The following is a 20813-nucleotide window of genomic DNA, read 5'->3' as shown; positions in this document are numbered from 1 at the left end:
ATTGTACAACTTAATTTGTTTTTGTCACTTTCTCCCTTGAGCGGGTACATCGCCACTTTTCTTTTTAGACGTCTTCCCCAAATCATGTTAAGATTTTTCAGTTAGACTGTTTGTTATGTTAGAATATTAGAATTTCTATGGCCAGGAGGAATACGTGTGTATCGTTTTGCATTAAAGGTATATGGCTGCCAGATGAACGTTTATGATGGCGATAAACTTCGTACAGCCCTTATTCAAAAAGGGTGGAAAGAGGTAGAGGAAGAAGAGGCCGATCTGGTTATCTTCAATGGCTGTAGTATCAGGGCCAAAGCTGAACATAAAGTGTGGAGCGAACTCGGTCGTTACGGTGATAGCTGGAATGAGAAAAGCAAACCTTATGTTGCTGTAACCGGCTGTATAGCCCAGCGTTTGGGAGAGGCCATGATGACTCGTTTTCCATGGGTGCGCCTTGTGGGAGGTCCCCGTCATATAGGAAATCTGCCTGAGGCATGCGAACGAGTAATGGCAGGGGAGTGTATCTCTCTTCTTGATGAGGACCCCAGAGCCTTTATTGACCTTGAGGTTCCTCCTATTAAAAGAGTGAATCCATGGAAGGCTTATGTGACTATAGCTCATGGGTGTGATAACTACTGTACATATTGTATCGTCCCCTATGTGCGAGGGCGTTTTGTTTCCAGATCTCCAGAGTCAATTATCAGAGAGGTTGAGAAACTTGTTGCCGATGGCATAAAAGAGGTAACTCTTTTGGGTCAGAATGTCGACAGTTATGGTCTTGATTTTGATAATGGCTACGCATTTTCATCCCTTCTTCGCGATGTAGCTAATATTGAGAATCTGCCTCTTATTCGTTTTGTAACCTCTCATCCGAAAGATTTTACGCCGGATATTGTCAAGGTTATGTCTCGTTACCCGAAGATTTGTCCGTCGATAAATCTTCCCATACAGTCGGGGAGCGAGCGCATATTACAGAAAATGAACAGGAAATACACTCTTGAAAAGTATAGAGAGACTGTTTCTATCATTCGCAACGCTCTGCCAGAAGTGGGATTGACCAGCGACCTTATCGTAGGATTCCCAGGGGAAACAGAGGAAGACTTTCAGGATTCTGTAGCGGCACTTCACGAGTTCCGTTACGATCTTGTTCATACAGCTGCATATTCTCCCCGTGAAGGAACAGTGGCTGCTACAATGCCAGATCAGATTCCTCAGGAGATAAAGATGAAACGTCTCAATATCGTTAACGAAATACAGTCTCGCATAGCTTCGGAAATCAACCAGAGCCTTGTAAATAGAACGTATTCGATTCTTATTGACGATGTTGCTCCGAAGGGAGAAGGATTGGTTCAGGGTCGTACTCCTACTGATAAAGTTGTTATTATCAAGGGTGGAAAAGACCTTATCGGTCATTTTGCTACTATAAAAATTACTTCTGCTGATAATTGGTGCCTTTACGGAGAGGTGATTGATATCGTTGACTAAAGAAAAAACGAAGGCGCTCTTTTTCTTCGCCGCCGGAATTCTTTGTCTCGTCTTCGCAGGTCTGCTGATTACCACTTTTTCAGGACGATGGGAGGCAGGCCGTCCCACTGTTGTTGCAGGGCCCCTGCCTGTTGCCAGAGTGGAGAAGGAACCGCAGCCGATGGAACAGCAACCTGTGGAGGAAAAAGACGAGTGGGTCGTATATATAACGGGGTGTGTTCAAAAGCCTGGTGTCTACCACGTTCCAGCTGATTCGAGAGTCTATCAGGTTGTCGATATGGCTGGCGGGCTCTCTTCACTGGCCGATCACGAAGCTATCAATCTTGCGACGCCGTTACAGGATGGGATGCACATTCACGTGCCGGCTCGTGGCGAGGTTCCCAAAGAGGATGTTCAGACGAAGGGGACGTCTTCCGTTTCTTTGAATGGGGCTGTCGCGTCTCGTGCAGAAGAAAGGGATATAAATAGGAAGATTGATATTAACAGTGCTTCAGAGGAACAATTACAGGCATTACCAGGAGTTGGTCCCAAGACAGCAGCGTCTATAGTGAGTTACAGAGAGTCTCAAGGGGACTTTGAGGTCGTTGAGGATCTGTTGAGGGTGAGAGGTATTGGCCCTGCAAAATTCGAGAAGATACGTCAACTGGTTACGATAGGTTCATGACAGCTCTCGGCAGAATGCCGGCCCTCTTTCCCTTTGCCGGCATATGTCTGGCCCTTCTTGTTCAGCAACGTGGCGTGTCATTGATATGGGATTCTTTACTGGCCATGCTTGGCACTCTGGCGTTGCTTTTCCTTTTTACTGACAGAGATGCTCCCGATTATTGGAAGGCCGCTACAGGACTTCTTCTTATTGCGGGAATTGGCAGCATGGGAGTTTGCCTGAGAGTGTCTGAGCCTTTTGACCATGCCGGAGAGAGATACAAAGGGCAGGGCGTTGTTCTTTACGAGCGTTCCTGGGGAGGAAGAAGGGCTCTTTTGCTTCGAACCTCAGTAGGTCGGGTTATGGTAAAAGTAGGGCCCCAGTATGAACTTCTTCCTGGAGATAAAATAAAATTATCGGGGATACTGCTCGAACTTCCGTCAGATAAGGATAATTCCTTTCGAGAGGACCTATATTGGAAAGCCCGCGGAGCCGTTGGCGAGATTATTCCAGAAGATGTTTCGTTGCTTGGCTCATCTCGCTGGATGTCGCCCATTGGGTGGAGAAATGCCCTCGTACAGCGTATTCTTTTGACATTGCCTCCCCGTACGCGAGGGTACATACTGGCCTGTTGGACCGGTCTGAAATCTCCAGTGTTGAGCTTTAAGCATCAGCAATGGGGGACGAGCCACCTATTGGCTGTTTCCGGTTTTCACGTTGCTCTTTTTGTTTCAGGCCTGTGGCTTCTTATTCCCGCAGGAAAGAAAAGGGAGCTCGTGGTTTCTGGTGCTTTGTGGGGCTATATTTTCCTGACTGGAGCGGCTCCAAGTGCGATACGAGCTGCAATTATGATGCAGATAGCTCTTTTAGGGCGCTTATTTGGCCGACCTCCGTCACCTGTTAATTCCGTTTCACTGGCGGGACTCTTGCTTCTTTTATGGCGTCCCTTCTGGTTTTGGGATTTGGGATGGCGTCTTTCTATAATAGCGGCTTTGATTATTGCCGCAGCCCTTGAGAGAAGACTTTCTCCTCTGTGGTGGTGTAGTGTGAGTCCTGCAATTTGGGTGTCTACTCTTCCGCTGGTTTCCGCGGTCTGGGGGAGTGTCCCCTTGGCGGGAGTTGTTATGAACACTTTTGCCGGTGCTATTTTTGGCGTTTTATATCCTCTGAGCTCTCTTTTGGTCTTGCCGTCGTTACTGGCTATCCCTGGCGGATATTGGCTTTCCCGCTCCGCTGAAGGGCTCTTTTATCTTTGGGAACTTTGTGCTGATACGATTGTTCGTTTTGTTCCCTGCCACGTCTCGTGGAGCCCCTTCTGGGGAGCTTTTGCCGCTGGAATTTTACCCTTGTTTCTTGCTCGATCCATTCGGCTTTCGTGGAAGCGTTCTCTATCGACGGCATTACTGTTACAATGTGTTGTGATATTGATTTTGATGTAGTATTTAAGATTAAGAGTTGAGACTGAGAGTTATGGAGGTTGAGAGGCATGTTACTTGTTTTAGATGTAGGAAACACGACGACAGTTGTGGGTGTCTACGATAATGATAGTCTTGTAGCTCACTGGCGGCTTGTTTCTGAACGACATACATCTGATGAACTTGGAATCTACTTACGCAACTTATTGCAGTTTGCGTCTATACCATATAGAGAGATACACGGAGCTATTCTATCGAGTGTCGTTCCTTCTTTAGACAGTGTAATTCAGGAAGGCGTATCCCGTTACTTTAACGACGTTCACTGTTTGCGCGTTTCGTATAAATTGGATTTAGGCATGGACATCCTTTATGGTGCTCCGCACGAAGTTGGGGCGGATCGTCTGGTCAATGCTGTGGCAGGGCGTGAACGTTATGGCGCTCCGCTGATCGTCATCGATTTCGGAACGGCCATTACTCTCGATATTATTTCGAAGGAAGGGGCCTATCTGGGTGGCACCATTTCACCAGGCCTTGTTTCAGGAATGGAAGCTCTCTTTGGCCGCACGGCGAAGCTGCCTCAAGTCTCTTTGGAGGCTCCGATGAGTGTTATAGGAAGCAATACCATGGAATCCATTCAGGCTGGGCTTATGTTTGGAAATGCCGGTTTGGTGGATTTTCTTGTTCGAAAAACAAGGGAGACTCTGGGATGCCGTTGTGGTGTTATCGCTACAGGCGGTCATGCAGAGGCTATCGCTAAAATATCTGAGACCATTGAAACTGTAGATCAATGGCTTACCTTGGAAGGACTGCGGATAATATATGAAAGAAACGTTTCCTAAGGTTGTTGGAGGAGTTCCCCTCGAATCACCTCTTATCTTAGCTCCCATGGCCGGTATAACCATTCCTCCGATGAGAGCCTTTTTCCGCAAACTTGGAGCCGCTGCCGTTCATACGGAGATGATCAGTGGTGCCGGTTTGATCCGCAGTAGTGTGAAGACGAAGAACATGCTTGCCGTCTGTGAGAAAGAGGATCCGGTGATTTTGCAATTTTTTGCCGGCGATACAGACACTCTCTATGCAGCGGCCTGTAAGGCTGAGCAGGAGGCGCATGGGCGATTTGCTGCCGTTGGAATCAATATGGCTTGTCCCATGCCTAAAGTTCTTAAAAAGGGAGCCGGGTCTCGTTTACTTCAATATCCCGATAGAGCGGTTTCCATGGTGAGGGCATTGAAGGAATTCAATCTCCCCGTCTGGGGCAAAGTACGAATTTGCTCAGATCGTGCCCCGCTCTCAACAGAAATGTTTTGTGAGAAACTATTAGAGGCTGGTGCAGATAATATTTGTGTGCACGGCAGAACTCCGGCCCAGCGATATTCAGGAACGGCCGATAAAGAGTCTGTTATGAAACTAGCCCAACTTTTTCCCGGAAAAATAAGCGCCAGTGGCGACGTTTTTGAACCTGAAGATGCCCTCCAATATCTGAATGCGGGGTGTGTTTCAGTGTTTATGGCCCGGGGGGCGTTGAAAGATCCTTTTATTTTTCCCCAAACACTGGCGACTTTAGGCTTTTCGGTGGATAATAGATTGTTATGTCCTTCCATAGAGTTGCAAATATCCTTGCTTATTGAATTGGGGGACCACATTGCAGAAATGGCCAGTTCCAGACTGGCTGAAATATTGATAAAGCGGCTTCTCTCCGGTATGTTTAAAGGCATTCCAGGAATAGCAGAACTTCGAAGGGATTGCGCCAGCTTCCATGGCTGGGACGAACTTCGAAGACTCATGAGCGGCTGCGAGCACTATTTTGAAAGGAGAGACGTGTTGTGTCGGCCAATGTAGAAAACAAGACAGATGAGATTGCTCTGCCAGAGGAAGAAATATTCCGCCAGAGAAAAGATAAGCTTCAAAGATTAGTAGAGGAAGAGGGGTACAATCCGTACCTCATAGAGCGCTGGGAACGCGCTGATTTCCTTAAAGATATTAGGGAACGTTTCGATCATCTCGGTGTTGACGAAGCTGATGAGAACGCAAACCTTACTATTGCCGGTCGTATGATGACCCTTCGTAAGCATGGTAAGGCCATGTTTGCAAATCTTCAAGACGAAACTGATACTATGCAGCTTTACTTCCAGCTTAACGCCATGGGAGAAGAAGCCTATAATTTCGCCAAAAAATGGATAGATGGTGGAGATTTTGTGGGTATCGTCGGTATTCCCTTCAGAACGAGACGGGGAGAACTTACCCTGTTGGTGAAGGAGTGCACCCTTCTTTCGAAGGCTCTCCGTCCCCTCCCTGAGAAGTGGCATGGATTGAAGGATACTGAAATTCGTTATCGTCAGCGTTATCTTGACCTGATGGTAAATCCCGATGTGAAAGATACCTTTAGAAAGAGATCTGCCATCATCGCATCTATACGAAAGACTCTTGTAGATCATGGAACTCTCGAAGTGGAGACGCCCATTCTTTCTCTTCTTGCAGGAGGAGCTAATGCGCGCCCCTTCGTTACCTATCATAATGCCCTTGATTCCAATATGTATCTTCGTATTGCTACGGAGCTCTACCTCAAACGCCTTGTCGTAGGAATGTTCGGGCGGGTATTTGAAATTGGTAAGAACTTTAGAAATGAAGGCATAGATACAATACACAACCCTGAATTTACAACCATGGAAGTGTATTGGGCCTATGCTGACTATAACGATATGATGGATCTTACCGAAGAGATTATACGCAACGCGGCAAAGGTCGTAGGCGAGCAGACTGTTACATACCAGGGCGTTGAACTTGACTTCAGCAAGCCTTTCCGCAGAGTATCCATGCTGGATCTCGTGAAAGAATATGCAGACATTGATTTCAACACCATAAAGACAGACGAAGATGCACGCAAGATTGCCAGAGAAAAGGGCGTTGAGCTTAAGGGTACAGAGAGCCGTTTTGGCGTTCTTAACGAGGTCTTTGAGGCCTTTGTCGAAGAGAAGCTTGTGCAGCCTACCTTTGTTTTGGGACATCCGACGGAGATTTCTCCTCTTGCGAAGAGAGATCCCGAGAATCCTGATTACACCCACCGTTTCGAGCTCTTTATCTATGGCTCCGAGGTGGCTAATGCCTTTAGTGAATTGAACGATCCTCTCGATCAGAGAGAGCGGTTCCTCGATCAGCTTCGCAAGAAAGAAGAGGGAGACGAAGAGGCTCATGCCTTTGACGAAGACTTTATTAATGCTATCGAGTGCGGACTGCCTCCAACTGGCGGTCTTGGCATTGGAATAGATCGTTTAGTTATGTTCCTTACTGACTCTCGCTCCATACGGGACGTTATTTTGTTCCCGACAATGCGTCCAAAAGCGTAAGAGGAGGCTGTTTTTGTGGATCGTAACGAGGCTCAAAAGCGTATTGAAGCTTTAAGGGAAGAACTCAACCATCACGCTTATCTGTACTATGTTCTGGACTCTCCTGAAATAGAGGATGATGTCTATGATGCCCTTTTGAGAGAGCTTCTTTCTTTAGAGAAGCTCTTCCCTGAATTTGACGATCCTGATTCTCCCACCCACAGGGTAGGAGGCATTCCTTTAGATCATTTTGAAAAGGTAATTCACGAGACGCCGCTGCTCAGCCTCGATAATGCCTTATCGAAGAATGAAATGTGGTCGTTTGCAGATCGAGTTTCATCAGCCTTAGGGTTGAACGATATAGATTATCTTTGCGAATTGAAAATAGATGGTCTGGCCGTCTCACTGGTCTATGAAGACGGGGTCTTTGTGCGAGGTGCAACCCGTGGGGATGGTCAAATTGGCGAGGATGTAACGGAAAATCTGCGTACCATCCGTTCGCTACCCCTTCGTCTTCGCGAAAAAGTTCCGGGACGGCTGGAAGTCCGTGGAGAAGTGCTCATGATGAGAGAGCAGTTCGCAGCGCTGAATCAGGCTCGTGAAGAGGCTGAGGAACCGCTTTTTGCCAATCCCCGGAACGCTGCTGCCGGAAGTTTGCGGCAGCTCGACTCGACGATTACGGCGTCACGGAAGCTCTCGATTTTCCTTTATTATGTGTCTCAGCCTCAGGAGTACGGTCTATCGGCTCAAAAGGAGATACTGGAGTGGCTTCAGCATCTTGGTTTTCCCGTTCAGAAGGCCTGGAAACTCTGTTCCACTCGGAATGAGATTGATGCCTTTATAGAAAAGTGGCGGGAAGGGCGTTTTTCCTTGCCTTACAGCACTGATGGCGTGGTTTTGAAGGTCAATACTGTGGATTTGTGGGGAGACCTGGGATATACGGCTAAATCGCCTCGCTGGGCCATTGCCTTTAAATATCCGCCGGAAGAGAAGGAAAGCCAGATTCTTGACATCGAAATTTCAGTAGGCCGCACAGGCGTTCTTACCCCTGTGGCCAATCTGGAGCCGATTCATCTTGCCGGAACCATCGTTAAGCGGGCAAGCCTGCATAACGAAGATGAGATACGGCGCAAGGATATTCGCGTTAAAGATAGAGTGGCTGTTCGAAAGGCCGGGGAGATTATTCCCGAAGTTGTGCGGGTGCTTGTTGAGAAGCGTACTGGAGATGAGAAGGAATTCCTCATGCCTGACACCTGTCCGGTGTGCGGTTCTCACGTTATTCGCATACCTGGCGAAGTGGCGTTGCGGTGTCCCAACAAGGCATCGTGTCCTGCCCAGCTTCGAGAAGGATTGGCCCATTTTGCCTCTCGTGCCGCCATGGATATTCGTGGCCTTGGCGATAAGCTCATAGAGCAGCTTGTCGAAAAGAATATGGTTAAGAATATGGCCGATCTCTACGCTCTCAGTCGAGAGGAGCTTCTTTCTCTCGAACGTATGGGCGAAAAATCGGCAGATAAACTTTTAAAGGCTTTCGATACGTCAAAACAGAGATCACTTTCCAATCTGATTACCGCTCTGGGCATTCCTCTTGTAGGAAAGAAGGTTGCGGAAATACTGGCAGACCATTTCGGTCGCTTAGATGCCCTTGCCTCAGCGAAGGAAGAGGATCTTTCGTCTCTTGAAGGCGTAGGACCTAAGATCGCGGCGTCCATCAGGGCCTTTTTTGACGACGAGTCTAACAGGGAAATGATTCGCCGCCTCAAGGAAGCCGGTGTTCAGATGGAAGAGAAGCAAGAAGCGTCAAGGGAGGATACGCCCTTTGAAAACCAGCGTTTTGTTTTTACCGGTGAACTCCAATCCATGGCCAGGGCCGATGCCGAAGCTCTCGTGAAAGATCTGGGAGGGGCGAGTTCCTCCAGCGTGAGCAAAAAGACATCTATAGTCGTTGCGGGGCCTGGTGCCGGAAGCAAACTTCAAAAGGCCAGGGAGCTTGGCGTAAAAGTTATAGATGAAGAAGAGTTTTTAACGATGATTCGTCCCTATATAGAAGAATCATTCGAAGATAAACATATTTCAGCGAAGGAGGAGTGATCATGGCAGTCTCAGCAGATGATATTAGACATGTTGCAGCCTTGGCTCGTCTTGAGATCACAGACGATGAGGTTCAGGCTATGCACCAGCATTTCGAAGAAATATTAGGATATTTTAACAGGCTGAACGAACTTGATCTCGAAGGGATAGATGCGTTTGCATTGAAAGTTGACGAAGAAATCCCCTGGAGAGAGGATAAAGCGGTGCAGAGTTCTGTGCGGGAAGATGCTTTAGATGAAGCTCCTTATCGGCATGGAGATTTCTTCAGAGTGCCTCGTATAGTGGAGGAGGATTAGCATGGAACTTTTTGAGCTTTCAGTAGCGCAAATCATAGAAGGCCTTCAGAACCGCACCTTTTCGGCAAGTGAAGTTTTTAAAGCATGCCTGAATAGGGCTAAGATGCTGGAACCTCGCATATCCGCGTTACTTTCATTTACTGAAGAGAGCGGAATGGCTCAGGCGGAAGCAGTGGATAAGGCTTTGGCGTCAGGAGAAAAACTTGGTCCTCTTGCCGGGGTTCCCTTTATTGTGAAAGACAATATGTGCACCAAAGGCATTCCAACTACGTGTGCGAGCAAAATTCTTGCACAGTGGAAGCCTCCCTATAATGCTGCCGTAGTCGATTTTCTCGATGAAGCGGGTGCCATCCTCATGGGGAAGGCGAATCTTGACGAGTTTGCCATGGGCGGCTCAACTGAGCATTCGGCCTACGGCGTAACCTCGAACCCCTGGAAACTGGATTGCGTTCCAGGCGGTAGTTCTGGCGGAAGTGCGGCCTCTGTTGCTGCCGGATATGTTCCTTTCAGCCTTGGCAGCGATACAGGCGGCTCTATTCGTCAGCCAGCCGCTTTCTGCGGTATATACGGTCTGAAACCGACCTACGGCCTTGTAAGCCGTCGTGGTCTTGTCGCCTTCGCTTCATCTCTTGATCAGATCGGACCTTTTACACGAACTGCCGAAGATATGGCACTCGTGCTTGATGTTATTTCACAGAAAGATGATCATGATTCCACATGTAGCCGTCGTTCCCGTCCCGATTACAAAAAGGCTCTGCGCGCGGATTCCTTGAAGGGACGGAAGATTGGTCTTATTAAAGAGACTCTGGGATACAAATTGGATCCGGAAATCAAAGAAGCTTTCGACAAAACAGTGAAGTTTTGTAAGGAGCAGGGGGCTGAAATTGTCGAGATTTCTCTTCCCACAATGATCGAGTACGGACTTCCTTGCTATTACATTCTTGCTCCAGCGGAAGCTAGCTCCAATTTGGCCCGTTTTGACGGCGTTCGCTACGGCTTAAGTGAAGATGCGGCGTCTTTGATCGATCTCTATATGAAGACACGTGCCGAGGGCTTCGGAGTGGAAGTCAAACGTCGTATTATGGTTGGAACCTATGTGTTGAGTTCCGGCTATTATGATGCCTATTATCTTGTTGCTCAGAAAGTGCGGCAGCTTATTAAACGAGAGTTTGTAAACGCCTTTAAGTCTGTAGATACAATACTTCTTCCCACAGCGCCCACACCGGCTTTCCGTAAGGGAGAACTAGTGAACGATCCTATTCAGATGTACATGGCGGATGTCTTTACGTTGCCTGTAAACCTGGCGGGGCTTCCCGGTCTCTCTCTCAACGCTGGCTTCTCAAAAGATGGCCGGCCTCTTGGTGTTCAGTTTATCGGATCATGGTGGGGTGAGGAGGATTTGCTTTCCATAGCGGCCCTTCACGAAAAAGCCTATGGAACCGCTCCTATTGCCCAAGGGGGTGTTTGCTAATGTCTGAATTGACCTTTACACCTGTTATCGGTCTTGAAATTCACGTGCAGTTGGCAACGAAGAGTAAGATTTTCTGTTCGTGCTCCACTGACTACATCGGTGCCGTGCCGAACACGAATGTTTGCCCTGTCTGTCTGGGGTTGCCGGGAAGCCTTCCCGTACTCAATGCCAAAGTTGTTGAATATGGCGTTAAGGCAGCATTGGCCCTGAACTGCACAGTAAATACAGCGACGAGATTTCACCGAAAAAATTACTTCTATGCAGATCTGCCCAAGGCGTATCAGATCAGCCAGTACGATCTTCCTTTAGCTGAAAAGGGCTATGTGGAGATTCCAACAGAGGATGGCGGACGATATCACGTTCGTATTACACGACTTCACCTTGAAGAAGATGCAGGTAAACTTGTTCATGAAGCAAGTGACGGCCGTCTTGTAGGTGCGGACCAGTCTTTTGTCGATTACAACAGAGGCGGTGTTCCTCTGGCAGAGATTGTTTCAGAGCCGGATATCCGCTCTGCTGCAGAGGCGAAAGAGTATGTGGCCCGTCTTCGCCAGCTTGTTCGTTATCTTGGTGTTTCTGACGGAGATATGGAAAAAGGTTCTCTTCGTGTCGATGCCAACATTTCGGTGAAATGTTCTGACGGACGATGGGGAGACCGTGCCGAGGTAAAGAACCTGAACTCGCTACGCGCTCTTGAGCGAGCACTTGAATACGAATTCAAACGTCAGAGCCAGCTTTTGGCCGAGGGTAAAACTGTCACTCAGGAGACACGGCACTGGAATGACGTAGAGGGTGTGACTATGGCTACGCGAAGCAAGGAAGAGGCTCACGATTACAGATACTTCCCGGAGCCGGATTTGCCTCCGCTGCTTCTTCCTGACGGGTATGTAGACAAAATAAAAGAGACTATGCCTGAACTGCCTTGGCAGAAAGTGGATCGTTTCGAAAAATCCTATAAATTGAACGAAACTGACGCTATGATTCTGACAGAGCATATTCCTCTTGCCGACTTCTATGAAGCGTGTGTCAAGGCGGGAGCAAGCCCTCAGAGAGCTTCAAACTGGGTGCGGACAGAGGTTCTTCGCATCATGAACGAACAGAAGATCGAAATTGAGGACTTCCCCATCAAGCCTGCGGTTTTGGCCCAGCTCGTTTCTAAAGTTGACGATAATAAGATATCGACAACAGCGGCGCGAGAGGTTTTCGACATGATGGCAGCTCGTCGAATTTCTCTTGAAGAAGCTATGTCGGAGTGTGGAGTGGAGGAAGGCGGCATTTCCGGATCGAACCTTGAAAATATGGTTCGCGATATTTTGAAAAATAATGCCGATGTCGTTGAAATCATCAAGACGGGACAAGATAAGAAGGGGAAAAAGCAAAAGTTCCTCCAAGGCTTGATTATGAAGGAAGCACGGGGACAAGCTGACCCCAAAGAGGCGGCATCTGTGTTGGCTCAACTTTTGGAAGAATAATGATTGAGGGCAGGGAATGTATTCCCTGCCCTCTTCTTTATTGACTATCGTAATAGCAATGCGTAAGATAAAGCAATGTAAAGAAGATATAAATCTGCCGGCTTGCTGACCGGAAGAGAATAGAGAGGGAGGCAGTCGGACGTCTTAGAGGAGGTAGTAGGGTATGGGAACGCGCAAACCTGAAGACATTAGAAGTGTTGCCATTGTGGCTCACGGTGGGGCCGGAAAGACATCCCTTGTTGAAGCGATGCTCTTTGCTAATGGTGACATTAGTCGTATGGGGAATGTCGTAGATGGCAACACCGTTGCAGACTTCGGAGCCGAAGAACAGAAGCGACAGATTTCCATCAATACTGCACTTGTTACACTTGAGCGTAGCGGGAAAAGATTCTATCTTCTTGACACGCCGGGGTTTGCTGACTTCATAGGTGATATGCGTTCAGCAATGAGAGTTTCAGACTCGGCATTAGCAGTAGTAAGCGGTCTTCATGGTGTTGAGGTTCAAACAGGCAAAGCATTTGAATTTGCAGAAGATTTTGGTATTCCTGTAGCATTTGCAATCAGTAAGCTTGATCGCGAACATTCGGATTTTGCCAGAACAGTAGAAGATATTCAGAAACAGCTTACAGAAAAGGCTGTTCCATTTTTCCTTCCCATAGGCAAAGAGGCTTCCTTCAAGGGAGTTATCGACATTTTGAATCAGAAAGCCTATATGTATGAAGGAGACGCGACAGGTTCTTTCAAAGAATGCGATATTCCTGCTGATATGGCAGACGACGTAGCAGCTGCACGAGAGTCTTTGGTTGAGACGATTGTTGAAGCTGACGATGAAGTAATGATGATGTATCTTGACGGCGAAGAGCTTTCTCCAGAACAGATTCTTTCTGTTGCGAGAAAAGCAATTCGGGAACGTCAGATTTATCCGGTACTCCCCGTTTCGGGAACATCTAATGTAGGAACGCAGCATCTTCTTGATTTTATTGGAACGATGCTTCCTTCTCCTCTGGAATCACATTCACGCCAGGCTAAAAAGGGCGAAGAAACCTTAACTATCGAACCAGATCCTGAAGCTCCATTTTCGGCACTCTGCTTTAAGATTATGGTTGACCCCTATGTAGGAAAACTTTCATATATTCGTGTGAACTCAGGACATCTGTCCAGTGAGAACACTATTTACAATGTCAGCCAACAAGAGGAAGAACGCATAAGTTCCTTCAAAATTATGAAAGGAAAAGACGGCGCTGACGAAAAGGAAATTATTCTTGGAGATATTATTGCCATTCCGAAACTTCACAGCACTCAAGTGGGAGACACATTGGGAACGAAGAACACCGAATACATCTTCCCGCCGATTAAATTCCCCAAACCTGTTTACAGCGTAGCTGTTATGGCGAAGAGCCGGGCAGACGAAGATAAGCTCTCCAATGCTCTTCATAAGATTCTGGAAGAGGACCCTGTTCTCACCTTTGCAAAGAATCCCGAGACAGGCGACAATGTTCTTTCCGGAATGGGCGATATGCATATAGAGATTCTTCTCTCTCGTATCCGTGAGCGATATGGAGTAGAGCTTGAAACAAAGACACCTCAGGTTCCCTATCGGGAAACAATTCGTAAAACCGCCGAAGCCCAGGGAAAATATAAGAAACAGACTGGTGGACGCGGACAGTACGGAGACGTTCACATTCGGTTTATTCCTCTCGACCGCGGGTCAGGATTTGTCTTTGAAGATAAGATCGTGGGAGGAGCCATTCCCAAGGGCTTCATTCCCGCCGTTGAAAAAGGTTTACGTGAAGCATTGACTAAAGGGCCTTTGGCAGGATTTCCCACAGTTGATTTTAAATCCGAACTTTTCTTCGGGTCATATCATGATGTAGATAGCTCTGAAATGGCCTTTAAAATCGCAGCATCCATGTCGTTTAAGAAAGGTATTCTTGACGCCAACCCAGTGTTGCTTGAGCCTATTATGCAGATTGAGGTTATTGTTCCAGAAGATTATCTGGGCGATGTAATGGGCGACTTGAACAGCCGACGTGGACGCATTCTTGGAATTGACAGCCGCGGCCGTTTACAGGTTGTACGTGCTCAGGTTCCTTTGGCAGAGATGTTTAAATACGCTATCGTGCTTCGTTCTATGACATCAGGACGTGGAACGTTCTCTATGGAATTCGACCACTATGAGGACGTGCCTGGAGACGTGGCCAAGAAGGTTATAGCCGAGCACAAGAAAGAAGAGGAAGAGGAATAGCGAATAGCGTCTGAAATGCTGTTCACTATGTATAAAAAAAGAGAGGGACTGAAAAATCAGTCCCTCTCTTGCTTTTCTTTGAAACGTAAGGTGTGTGGAGGTTTGCTAAAACGTTGAGTTAGCGATTTTTTTGGTCTTCACAAAAGAATTTCCACATGGTAGCTTCTGCATTTTGAGTATCAAGTTTCCCCTCAGAAATGACATGTTTCCATGCTCGTTCAGTTAAAGAACCAATATACGCGTCAAACTCCGGACTGTTGCGCCGAGCTGCTATTTCTAACGTTTGCTCTCTGAATTCTTCCCAACGGGCAGCTTTTTTCTCATCAATAGACATCTCAGCATTCCTCCTTATGTTTTAATTTAGAAGCACGTTTCCCTTACTTGCCGGCAGCTTTTTTCTCAGTGATGTACTTGTCGATAGCGACGGCAGCCTTTTTGCCTGCACCCATGGCAAGGATGACTGTTGCTGCTCCGGTGACGATGTCTCCACCAGCGAAGACCCAGTCAGGATCAGCCTGACCAGTTTCAGGATCAGCTTCGATGTAGCCACGTTTGTTCAGCTTAAGTTCGGGGAAGGCGCTTAGCAACACCTTGTTGGGGCCCTGTCCGATGGCCTCGATAACGGTGTCTGCTTCGATTGTGAATTCACTGCCTTCTATTTCAACGGGGCGGCGGCGGCCAGATGCGTCAGGCTCACCGAGCTCCATACGTACACATTTTACGCCTACAAGATTACCACTCTCGCCAGCAACATACTCAACAGGGTTGGTGAGCCAGTTGAAGACAACTCCCTCTTCAACTGCGTGATGGTACTCTTCAATACGGGCAGGAAGTTCTTCAAGAGAACGACGATAGACAACCTGAACACTCTTGGCTCCAAGTCGAAGAGCGGAGCGTGCCGCGTCCATGGCAACGTTTCCGCCGCCAACAACGACAACCTTCTCAGACTGTTTTGTAGGAGTATCGTATTTGGGGAACTCGTAGCCGTGCATAAGGTTGATACGTGTGAGATATTCACTTGCAGAATATACGCCGTTCAAGCTTGTTCCGGGAACGCCCATGAAGTGAGGGGTACCGGCACCAGTTGCAATATAGACGGCATCATAGTTATCTTTAAGCTCTTCAATAGTTACGCTGCGTCCTACAGCAACGTTGGTCTGAAATTCGACGCCAAGAGCCTTGATGTTCTCGATCTCTCTACGAACAATGGCTTTGGGAAGACGGAACTCGGGAATTCCATACATAAGAACTCCGCCAGCGGCGTGGAGAGCTTCATAGACTGTGACCTTGTAGCCCATTTTGGCAAGATCACCAGCAACTGTAAGGCTTGAAGGGCCAGAACCGACAACAGCAACTTTACCCTTGTTCTGTTCAGGAACCTTAGGGGCAACTTTGCTGCCGTGCTCACCCTTCCAGTCGGCGATGAAACGCTCCATCTTACCGATGGAAACAGGCTCATAGCCTTTGATTCTTCCTACGGTGCAGACGCCTTCACACTGTTTCTCCTGAGGGCAAACACGTCCACATACGGCTGGAAGGTTGGTGTATTTTGTAAGAGCTTCCCAAGATCCTTCAAGATCTCTCTCTTTGATAGCTTTCAAAAATTCAGGAATATTGATACCTACAGGGCAGCCCTTCACGCATGGAGGGTTTTTGCACTGAAGGCAGCGGGAACTCTCAGCTACAGCCTCTTCAATGTTATAGCCTATAACGACGTCATTAAAATTATGAACACGTTCCTCGGCACTCTGCTCAGGAACGGGAAGTCTTTTCGGGGTTATGTCTAAAGCCATTACTCTTCACCCATTTCAGCTTTATATTTTTCCAGAGACATTTTTTCTTCGTCTTTGTACTGACGCATACGGTTCATAAACTCATTCCAGTTTACGCCCCATCCGTCAAACTCTGGTCCGTCAACACACGCGAATCTGATCTGGTCATGAATGGTTACTCGGCAGCCGCCGCACATTCCTGTTCCATCGATCATAATTGGGTTTAAGGAAACAAAAATGGGAATATTCAACTCTTTGGCTTTCAAAGAGGAGAATTTCATCATAATGGAAGGACCGATGGCCCATGACTGATCGAATTTGATTCCGCGATTATGAAGCTCCACCATAGCATCGGTAACAACGCCCTTCATGCCGGCAGATCCGTCATCAGTGGTGATGAGAAGCTCATCAGAGTACTTCTCGCACTCTTCCTTCATAATGACAAGATCCTTTGTTCGTCCGCCAAGAATGGTGTAAACTTTGTTCCCGGCCTCTTTCAAAGCTCTGATAATTGGGAAAAGGGCGGCTATACCAACGCCACCACCGATCATTAATACTGTTCCGTAATTTTTGATCTCGCTGGGCATTCCCAGGGGACCAAGAATATCGGTTAAACAGTCTCCCTCTTTCATGTCGGCAAACTCGGCAGTTGTCTTTCCAACGATCTGGAAAATCATGCGGATAAGACCTTTTTCACGGTCAAAGTCGGCCACAGTGAGAGGAATACGCTCTCCTTGGGGGTTCGTACGGATGATGACGAACTGCCCCGGCTGAACATGTCGTGCCACTCTAGGAGCTTCTACCCAAATGTCGAATTCCTTGGGGACGACAAGCTTTTTGGAAATAATTTTGTACACTTTGTTTCCTCCTCGTTTATCGAAGATATACTGGGGGTTATGTTATTAGGGGTCGTGTTATCTACTCTCAACTTGATACCTTATATGTTATATTTATTTTGTCAATACAAATTATGCCATATATTTACATTCAGTACCTCATCTTTTTTACTATTTTTAACCACGAAAAATATGATTTATTCTCAGGGTTGACGAATGAAGGGGAACTATGTAATATACCCATAGAGGGTATAAATAGTCCTATTCAAACGGAGGGATAAATAATGATAAAAGTTTATTCAACACCCACTTGCCCCTGGTGCACCAAAGCCAAAGAATATCTTACTTCAAAAGGCGTGGAATTTGAAGTCGTTGATGTTTCCCAAGATAGAGAAGCAGCTATGGATATGGTTAAAAAGACGAAACAGATGGGCGTTCCTGTTGTTCAGTTCGATGATGTATATATAGTAGGATTTGACCGACCTGCCATAGATGCTGAACTTGAAAAAATAGGGAAGTAACCAGGAATAAGGGGAACGTAATATAATAGTGGCCTAACCTTAGCTTCCATGTAGGGAGGTCATTGTATGAAAGGTTGTCTTGAATTCCATTATGGTGCAGCGCTGGGAGAGCCTTCGGCCCCGGAAGCTGTGACATTTAAAAATGTAAGAAATTTACTGCCTCATTTACAGAAGGCGGATTCTTTGTTGAGGAGCCACCAGGAAAATGGCATGGAAGGTGCAGGGTGGCTCCTTCTTCCTTATGAATCCCCTTCTCGGATTTTGGAAATTGCCTCTCATTTAGCTTCTATGAGTGACGTTATTCAAATTGGCATTGGAGGATCCGCTTTAGGAAACCTCATGCTTCATAATGCGCTTTTGCCCCCCTATTGGAACGATTCTGCTCATAATCTATCCAGACCTCGTTTTTATATGGCAGATAACGTAGATCCTGAAGAGAACAAGTCTATATGGGATAACGTAGACCCTCAGAATACAGCTCTGATTGTTGTAAGCAAATCAGGAACTACGGCAGAGACCATGGCCAACTTTCTTTTCTTCTGGAACAAGTTAAAAGAAAGACTAGGGGCGGAAGAGGCTGCAAAACGAACAGTAGTCATTACAGATCCCGAAAAGGGTGTTTTACGGGCCTTTGCCCAGGAGACAGGATGCTTTGTTCTCCCCATTCCCAAGGGAGTAGGCGGTCGTTATTCTGTCTTGTCTTCTGTGGGCCTTCTTTCTGCTGCGTCTCTTGGTATTGATATCAAGAGTCTTCTTGCGGGGGCGCGCGAGATGTCTGACTTTTTGGCTGCTACCCAAAATATTGAAGAAAATCCTGCGTGGATTATATCTGCTCTGGCATGGCTTCACGCGAAACGTGGGCGAAATATGCTCGTCTTCATGCCCTATATCGACCGTCTCTCCATGTTGAGCGAATGGTTTGCCCAGCTGTGGGGTGAGAGTCTCGGCAAGGAAGGGCGCGGTTCCACTCCCATAAAAGCTTTGGGAACCATAGACCAGCATTCTCAACTGCAACTTTATACAGAGGGTCCTGATGATAAATTATTTATGTTTCTGAACGTTCAAGATGTGAAAGATGATTTTGAGATTCCTCAGGGGGATGAAAAAAGTCTTCTTCCCCTCTCATACCTTTTTGGTCAATCCATGCATAAGCTTCGCTCAGCAGAAGAGCTTTCTACGGCGTCGGCTCTGGTCAAGGCAGGTCGTCCAGTTCTCTGGTTGCAGATTCCTACTCTTGACCCATTCTATCTTGGAGCAGTTCTTTTCCTTTTGGAATATGTGACGGCCCTTACCGGTTTGATTATGGAGATCAATCCCTTCAATCAGCCGGGAGTGGAGCAGGGAAAGCGATATACCTATGGACTAATGGGAAGAGAGGGATTCGACGAAGAGAAACAGGAAGTGAACTCCTTTTCAAAAGTTCTTTCTTCCCGAATCATTACCGTGCCATTTTGCGAAAAGTGATACAATACACGTGAATTTGAAAAAGAAGGAGTTGGGGAAAGCGTGGGGACGACTCTTCTCAGTGTTGACTCTATAACAGTTCGTAGAGAAAACACGACTATATTGAAAGATATGAGCTTAAAAGTTGAAAGCGGGGAAGTAACCGGCGTTCTCGGACGGAACGGAGCGGGAAAGTCGAGTCTTGCCTATGCCCTTATGGGATTGCCCGATTATATTCCCGTAAAAGGTTCTATCACCTTTCTTGGAAAAGATATTACAAGATGGTCGATTACCGATCGTGCGAAGGCCGGATTAACACTTGCGTGGCAGCTTCCGGCACGGTATGAGGGTATTAGCATCAGAGACTATCTGCGGACAGGAACAAAAGGGTGCTCTGAACGAGATTTAGAAGAATCCATGGACTTTATTCAGATGAATACGACATTCCTTGACCGGGCAATCGACAAAAGCCTCTCTGGTGGTGAGCGTAAAAGAATAGAGTTGGCCTCTATCTATCTCATGAAGCCTCGCCTTGCCATTCTTGACGAGCCTGATTCCGGAGTTGACCTCCTGGCCCTTCGTGAGGTTCTGGGGCTGTTGCGTCTGCTTGCCGATCAGGGGAGCGGCGTCATGGTTATTACTCACCGCGAAGATGTGGCGGCTGGATGTGATCGTTCGTATCTTATGTGCGATGGCCGCATTATTCTTGAGGGGAGTGCCGGAGCGGTAAAGAGATACTTTATGTCTCAATGCCGTCCCTGTGATGGTTGTGAAGTGGGAGAGGTGATGCGCCGTGGCTAAGATCAGTGAAGAGTTTCAGGAAATATTGAAAATTGCTGCCAGCACGCCAGGATACGACCATTTTGACCATAAAAAAGGTGCCTACGCCCTTATCAACGCCAATAAAGTTGTAGATTATCATGAAATTGAGGGAGTTCATATTGAAGCCTACGAGACAGACGATGGCGTAAAGGCTCTCATCGATATTGAGGAAGGTGTGCAGCTCGTAGAGCCTGTCCATCTTTGTTTCGGAGATGTTCGCAAGAACGGCCGTCAGGTTATCGAGAGCCACATTACTGTGGGACGGGGAGCGAAAGTTGATTTTCTCGCTCATTGTGTCTTCCCTCATGCGGAGAAATTTCTCCACGCCATGGAAGGAACGGTAGAAGTGGGCGAGGGTGCGAATGTCTCTTACAAAGAACTTCACTATCATGGTCCTGAAAGTCAGATGGAAGTTCGTCCTGTAACGAAGGTAAAGGTTAATAAGGGAGGCCGTTACGTTAATGATTTTACTCTTGTCGAAGGCAAGGTCGGCTCTCTCGACATAGATATAGATATAGATGCTGTCGGTGAAGGAAGCCGCGTCGAGCTGACATCGAAGGTCTACGGCAAGGCCGATGATTCTGTAAAAATTCAGGATGTCGTGAAGCTTTCAGGGAAGAATAGCTCCGCTCTCATAAAGACGAGAACCGTATTGAAAGATCATAGCGTAGGCAGTTTCATGGGCATGATCGACGGAGCTGCTCCTGGTGCGAAGGGGCACGTCGATTGTACTGAAGTTGTTCAGGGACATGCCATAGCCGATGCCTCGCCTGTGGTGAGGGCATCTCATCCGGAAGCGGAAGTGACTCACGAAGCGGCTATTGGCCGTATTGCTGATGATAAAATTGCCGGGCTCATGGCGAAGGGACTTACTTCCGACGAAGCTATAGACATGATTGTTTCGGGCCTTTTGAAATAGCTTTTTGCCGGCAGAGAACGGGAACATATTGAAACTAAAATTAAGAAGCCTTTCCTCGACGGGAA

18 protein-coding genes are annotated in these 20813 nt (G+C 47.3%); 15 read left to right on the top strand and 3 right to left on the bottom strand.

Translation table 11 applies throughout. The annotated features are described in order from the left end of the window. The first annotated feature begins 156 nt into the window (after positions 1-156). From miaB to fusA, 11 genes are all read left to right on the top strand, one after another. Positions 157-1479, top strand: a complete 1323-nt coding sequence (miaB, locus tag ACZ5GY_RS07085; protein WP_213701257.1) for a tRNA (N6-isopentenyl adenosine(37)-C2)-methylthiotransferase MiaB — start codon at positions 157-159, stop codon at positions 1477-1479. After that, entirely contained in the window at positions 1472-2143 is a 672-nt protein-coding gene (locus tag ACZ5GY_RS07080) for a helix-hairpin-helix domain-containing protein (RefSeq protein ID WP_464111700.1), read from the top strand. Before miaB ends, ACZ5GY_RS07080 begins: the two co-directional genes overlap by 8 nt. Continuing rightward, positions 2140-3561: a ComEC/Rec2 family competence protein gene (locus ACZ5GY_RS07075; RefSeq protein ID WP_464111699.1), complete on the top strand. Its 1422-nt coding sequence runs from the start codon at positions 2140-2142 to the stop codon at positions 3559-3561. The genes ACZ5GY_RS07080 and ACZ5GY_RS07075 overlap by 4 nt, the downstream gene beginning before the upstream one ends. A gap of 47 nt (positions 3562-3608) precedes the next feature. After that, positions 3609-4376, top strand: coding sequence for a type III pantothenate kinase (locus tag ACZ5GY_RS07070; RefSeq protein ID WP_213699739.1), 768 nt, complete (start codon positions 3609-3611; stop codon positions 4374-4376). Further along, entirely contained in the window at positions 4357-5376 is a 1020-nt protein-coding gene (locus ACZ5GY_RS07065) for a tRNA dihydrouridine synthase (protein WP_464111698.1), read from the top strand. Before ACZ5GY_RS07070 ends, ACZ5GY_RS07065 begins: the two co-directional genes overlap by 20 nt. Further along, the gene (lysS, locus tag ACZ5GY_RS07060) at positions 5361-6881 is read left to right on the top strand and encodes a lysine--tRNA ligase (RefSeq protein WP_464111697.1); all 1521 of its coding nucleotides are present in this window, start codon (positions 5361-5363) and stop codon (positions 6879-6881) included. Before ACZ5GY_RS07065 ends, lysS begins: the two co-directional genes overlap by 16 nt. A gap of 15 nt (positions 6882-6896) precedes the next feature. Continuing rightward, complete coding sequence (gene ligA / locus ACZ5GY_RS07055) at positions 6897-8951, top strand: NAD-dependent DNA ligase LigA (RefSeq protein ID WP_464111696.1); 2055 nt, start codon at positions 6897-6899, stop codon at positions 8949-8951. A gap of 2 nt (positions 8952-8953) precedes the next feature. Beyond that, complete coding sequence (gene gatC, locus ACZ5GY_RS07050; RefSeq protein WP_213699735.1) at positions 8954-9247, top strand: Asp-tRNA(Asn)/Glu-tRNA(Gln) amidotransferase subunit GatC; 294 nt, start codon at positions 8954-8956, stop codon at positions 9245-9247. Between the two features lies 1 nt (position 9248). Then, a complete protein-coding gene (gatA, locus tag ACZ5GY_RS07045; protein ID WP_213699734.1) occupies positions 9249-10718 on the top strand; it encodes an Asp-tRNA(Asn)/Glu-tRNA(Gln) amidotransferase subunit GatA in 1470 nt (489 codons plus the stop codon). Continuing rightward, complete coding sequence (gene gatB / locus ACZ5GY_RS07040) at positions 10718-12190, top strand: Asp-tRNA(Asn)/Glu-tRNA(Gln) amidotransferase subunit GatB (RefSeq protein WP_213699733.1); 1473 nt, start codon at positions 10718-10720, stop codon at positions 12188-12190. Before gatA ends, gatB begins: the two co-directional genes overlap by 1 nt. Positions 12191-12353: 163 nt before the next feature. Then, positions 12354-14435 carry an elongation factor G gene (gene fusA / locus ACZ5GY_RS07035; protein ID WP_213699732.1) on the top strand — a complete coding sequence of 694 codons (2082 nt, stop codon included), beginning with the start codon at positions 12354-12356 and terminating at the stop codon, positions 14433-14435. A 118-nt stretch (positions 14436-14553) separates the two neighbouring features. On the opposite strand, the gene ACZ5GY_RS07030 is transcribed toward fusA, so the two are convergent. From ACZ5GY_RS07030 to ACZ5GY_RS07020, 3 genes are read right to left on the bottom strand one after another with little or no spacing between them, the layout of a single operon-like run. Beyond that, on the bottom strand, positions 14554-14769 hold the full coding sequence (locus ACZ5GY_RS07030) for a DUF255 domain-containing protein (protein WP_213699731.1): 216 nt from the start codon (positions 14767-14769) through the stop codon (positions 14554-14556). Between the two features lie 43 nt (positions 14770-14812). Then, a complete protein-coding gene (gene gltA / locus ACZ5GY_RS07025; RefSeq protein ID WP_213699730.1) occupies positions 14813-16228 on the bottom strand; it encodes an NADPH-dependent glutamate synthase in 1416 nt (471 codons plus the stop codon). Further along, positions 16228-17064 (bottom strand): sulfide/dihydroorotate dehydrogenase-like FAD/NAD-binding protein, encoded by an 837-nt coding sequence (locus tag ACZ5GY_RS07020; protein WP_213691861.1) that lies wholly within the window; start codon positions 17062-17064, stop codon positions 16228-16230. The genes gltA and ACZ5GY_RS07020 overlap by 1 nt, the downstream gene beginning before the upstream one ends. Positions 17065-17327: 263 nt before the next feature. On the opposite strand from ACZ5GY_RS07020, the gene ACZ5GY_RS07015 reads away from it, so the two are divergent. The 4 genes from ACZ5GY_RS07015 to ACZ5GY_RS07000 all read left to right on the top strand — a co-directional run bounded on the left by ACZ5GY_RS07015 (position 17328) and on the right by ACZ5GY_RS07000 (position 20748). Further along, complete coding sequence (locus tag ACZ5GY_RS07015) at positions 17328-17564, top strand: glutaredoxin family protein (protein ID WP_307879864.1); 237 nt, start codon at positions 17328-17330, stop codon at positions 17562-17564. 66 nt (positions 17565-17630) lie between these two features. Then, positions 17631-19028: a glucose-6-phosphate isomerase gene (locus ACZ5GY_RS07010; RefSeq protein WP_213691862.1), complete on the top strand. Its 1398-nt coding sequence runs from the start codon at positions 17631-17633 to the stop codon at positions 19026-19028. Between the two features lie 42 nt (positions 19029-19070). Continuing rightward, complete coding sequence (locus tag ACZ5GY_RS07005; RefSeq protein ID WP_213691863.1) at positions 19071-19808, top strand: ABC transporter ATP-binding protein; 738 nt, start codon at positions 19071-19073, stop codon at positions 19806-19808. Further along, entirely contained in the window at positions 19801-20748 is a 948-nt protein-coding gene (locus tag ACZ5GY_RS07000) for a SufB/SufD family protein (RefSeq protein WP_213691864.1), read from the top strand. The genes ACZ5GY_RS07005 and ACZ5GY_RS07000 overlap by 8 nt, the downstream gene beginning before the upstream one ends. Positions 20749-20813: the final 65 nt, after the last annotated feature.

Source organism: Aminobacterium thunnarium, assembly GCF_055390565.1.
The sequence above is the reverse complement of the archived record's forward strand: the minus strand, read 5'-3'. Positions and strand labels throughout refer to the sequence as shown.

Excerpts from the sequence above, each read along its gene's own strand:
- ACZ5GY_RS07075 (WP_464111699.1), top strand. The coding sequence starts at position 2,140 with ATGACAGCTCTCGGCAGAATGCCGGCCCTCTTTCCCTTTGCCGGCATA.
- ACZ5GY_RS07070 (WP_213699739.1), top strand. The coding sequence starts at position 3,609 with ATGTTACTTGTTTTAGATGTAGGAAACACGACGACAGTTGTGGGTGTC.
- ACZ5GY_RS07065 (WP_464111698.1), top strand. The coding sequence starts at position 4,357 with ATGAAAGAAACGTTTCCTAAGGTTGTTGGAGGAGTTCCCCTCGAATCA.
- gatC (WP_213699735.1), top strand. The coding sequence starts at position 8,954 with ATGGCAGTCTCAGCAGATGATATTAGACATGTTGCAGCCTTGGCTCGT.
- gatA (WP_213699734.1), top strand. The coding sequence starts at position 9,249 with ATGGAACTTTTTGAGCTTTCAGTAGCGCAAATCATAGAAGGCCTTCAG.
- gatB (WP_213699733.1), top strand. The coding sequence starts at position 10,718 with ATGTCTGAATTGACCTTTACACCTGTTATCGGTCTTGAAATTCACGTG.
- fusA (WP_213699732.1), top strand. The coding sequence starts at position 12,354 with ATGGGAACGCGCAAACCTGAAGACATTAGAAGTGTTGCCATTGTGGCT.
- ACZ5GY_RS07030 (WP_213699731.1), bottom strand. The coding sequence starts at position 14,769 with ATGTCTATTGATGAGAAAAAAGCTGCCCGTTGGGAAGAATTCAGAGAG.
- gltA (WP_213699730.1), bottom strand. The coding sequence starts at position 16,228 with ATGGCTTTAGACATAACCCCGAAAAGACTTCCCGTTCCTGAGCAGAGT.
- ACZ5GY_RS07015 (WP_307879864.1), top strand. The coding sequence starts at position 17,328 with ATGATAAAAGTTTATTCAACACCCACTTGCCCCTGGTGCACCAAAGCC.
- ACZ5GY_RS07010 (WP_213691862.1), top strand. The coding sequence starts at position 17,631 with ATGAAAGGTTGTCTTGAATTCCATTATGGTGCAGCGCTGGGAGAGCCT.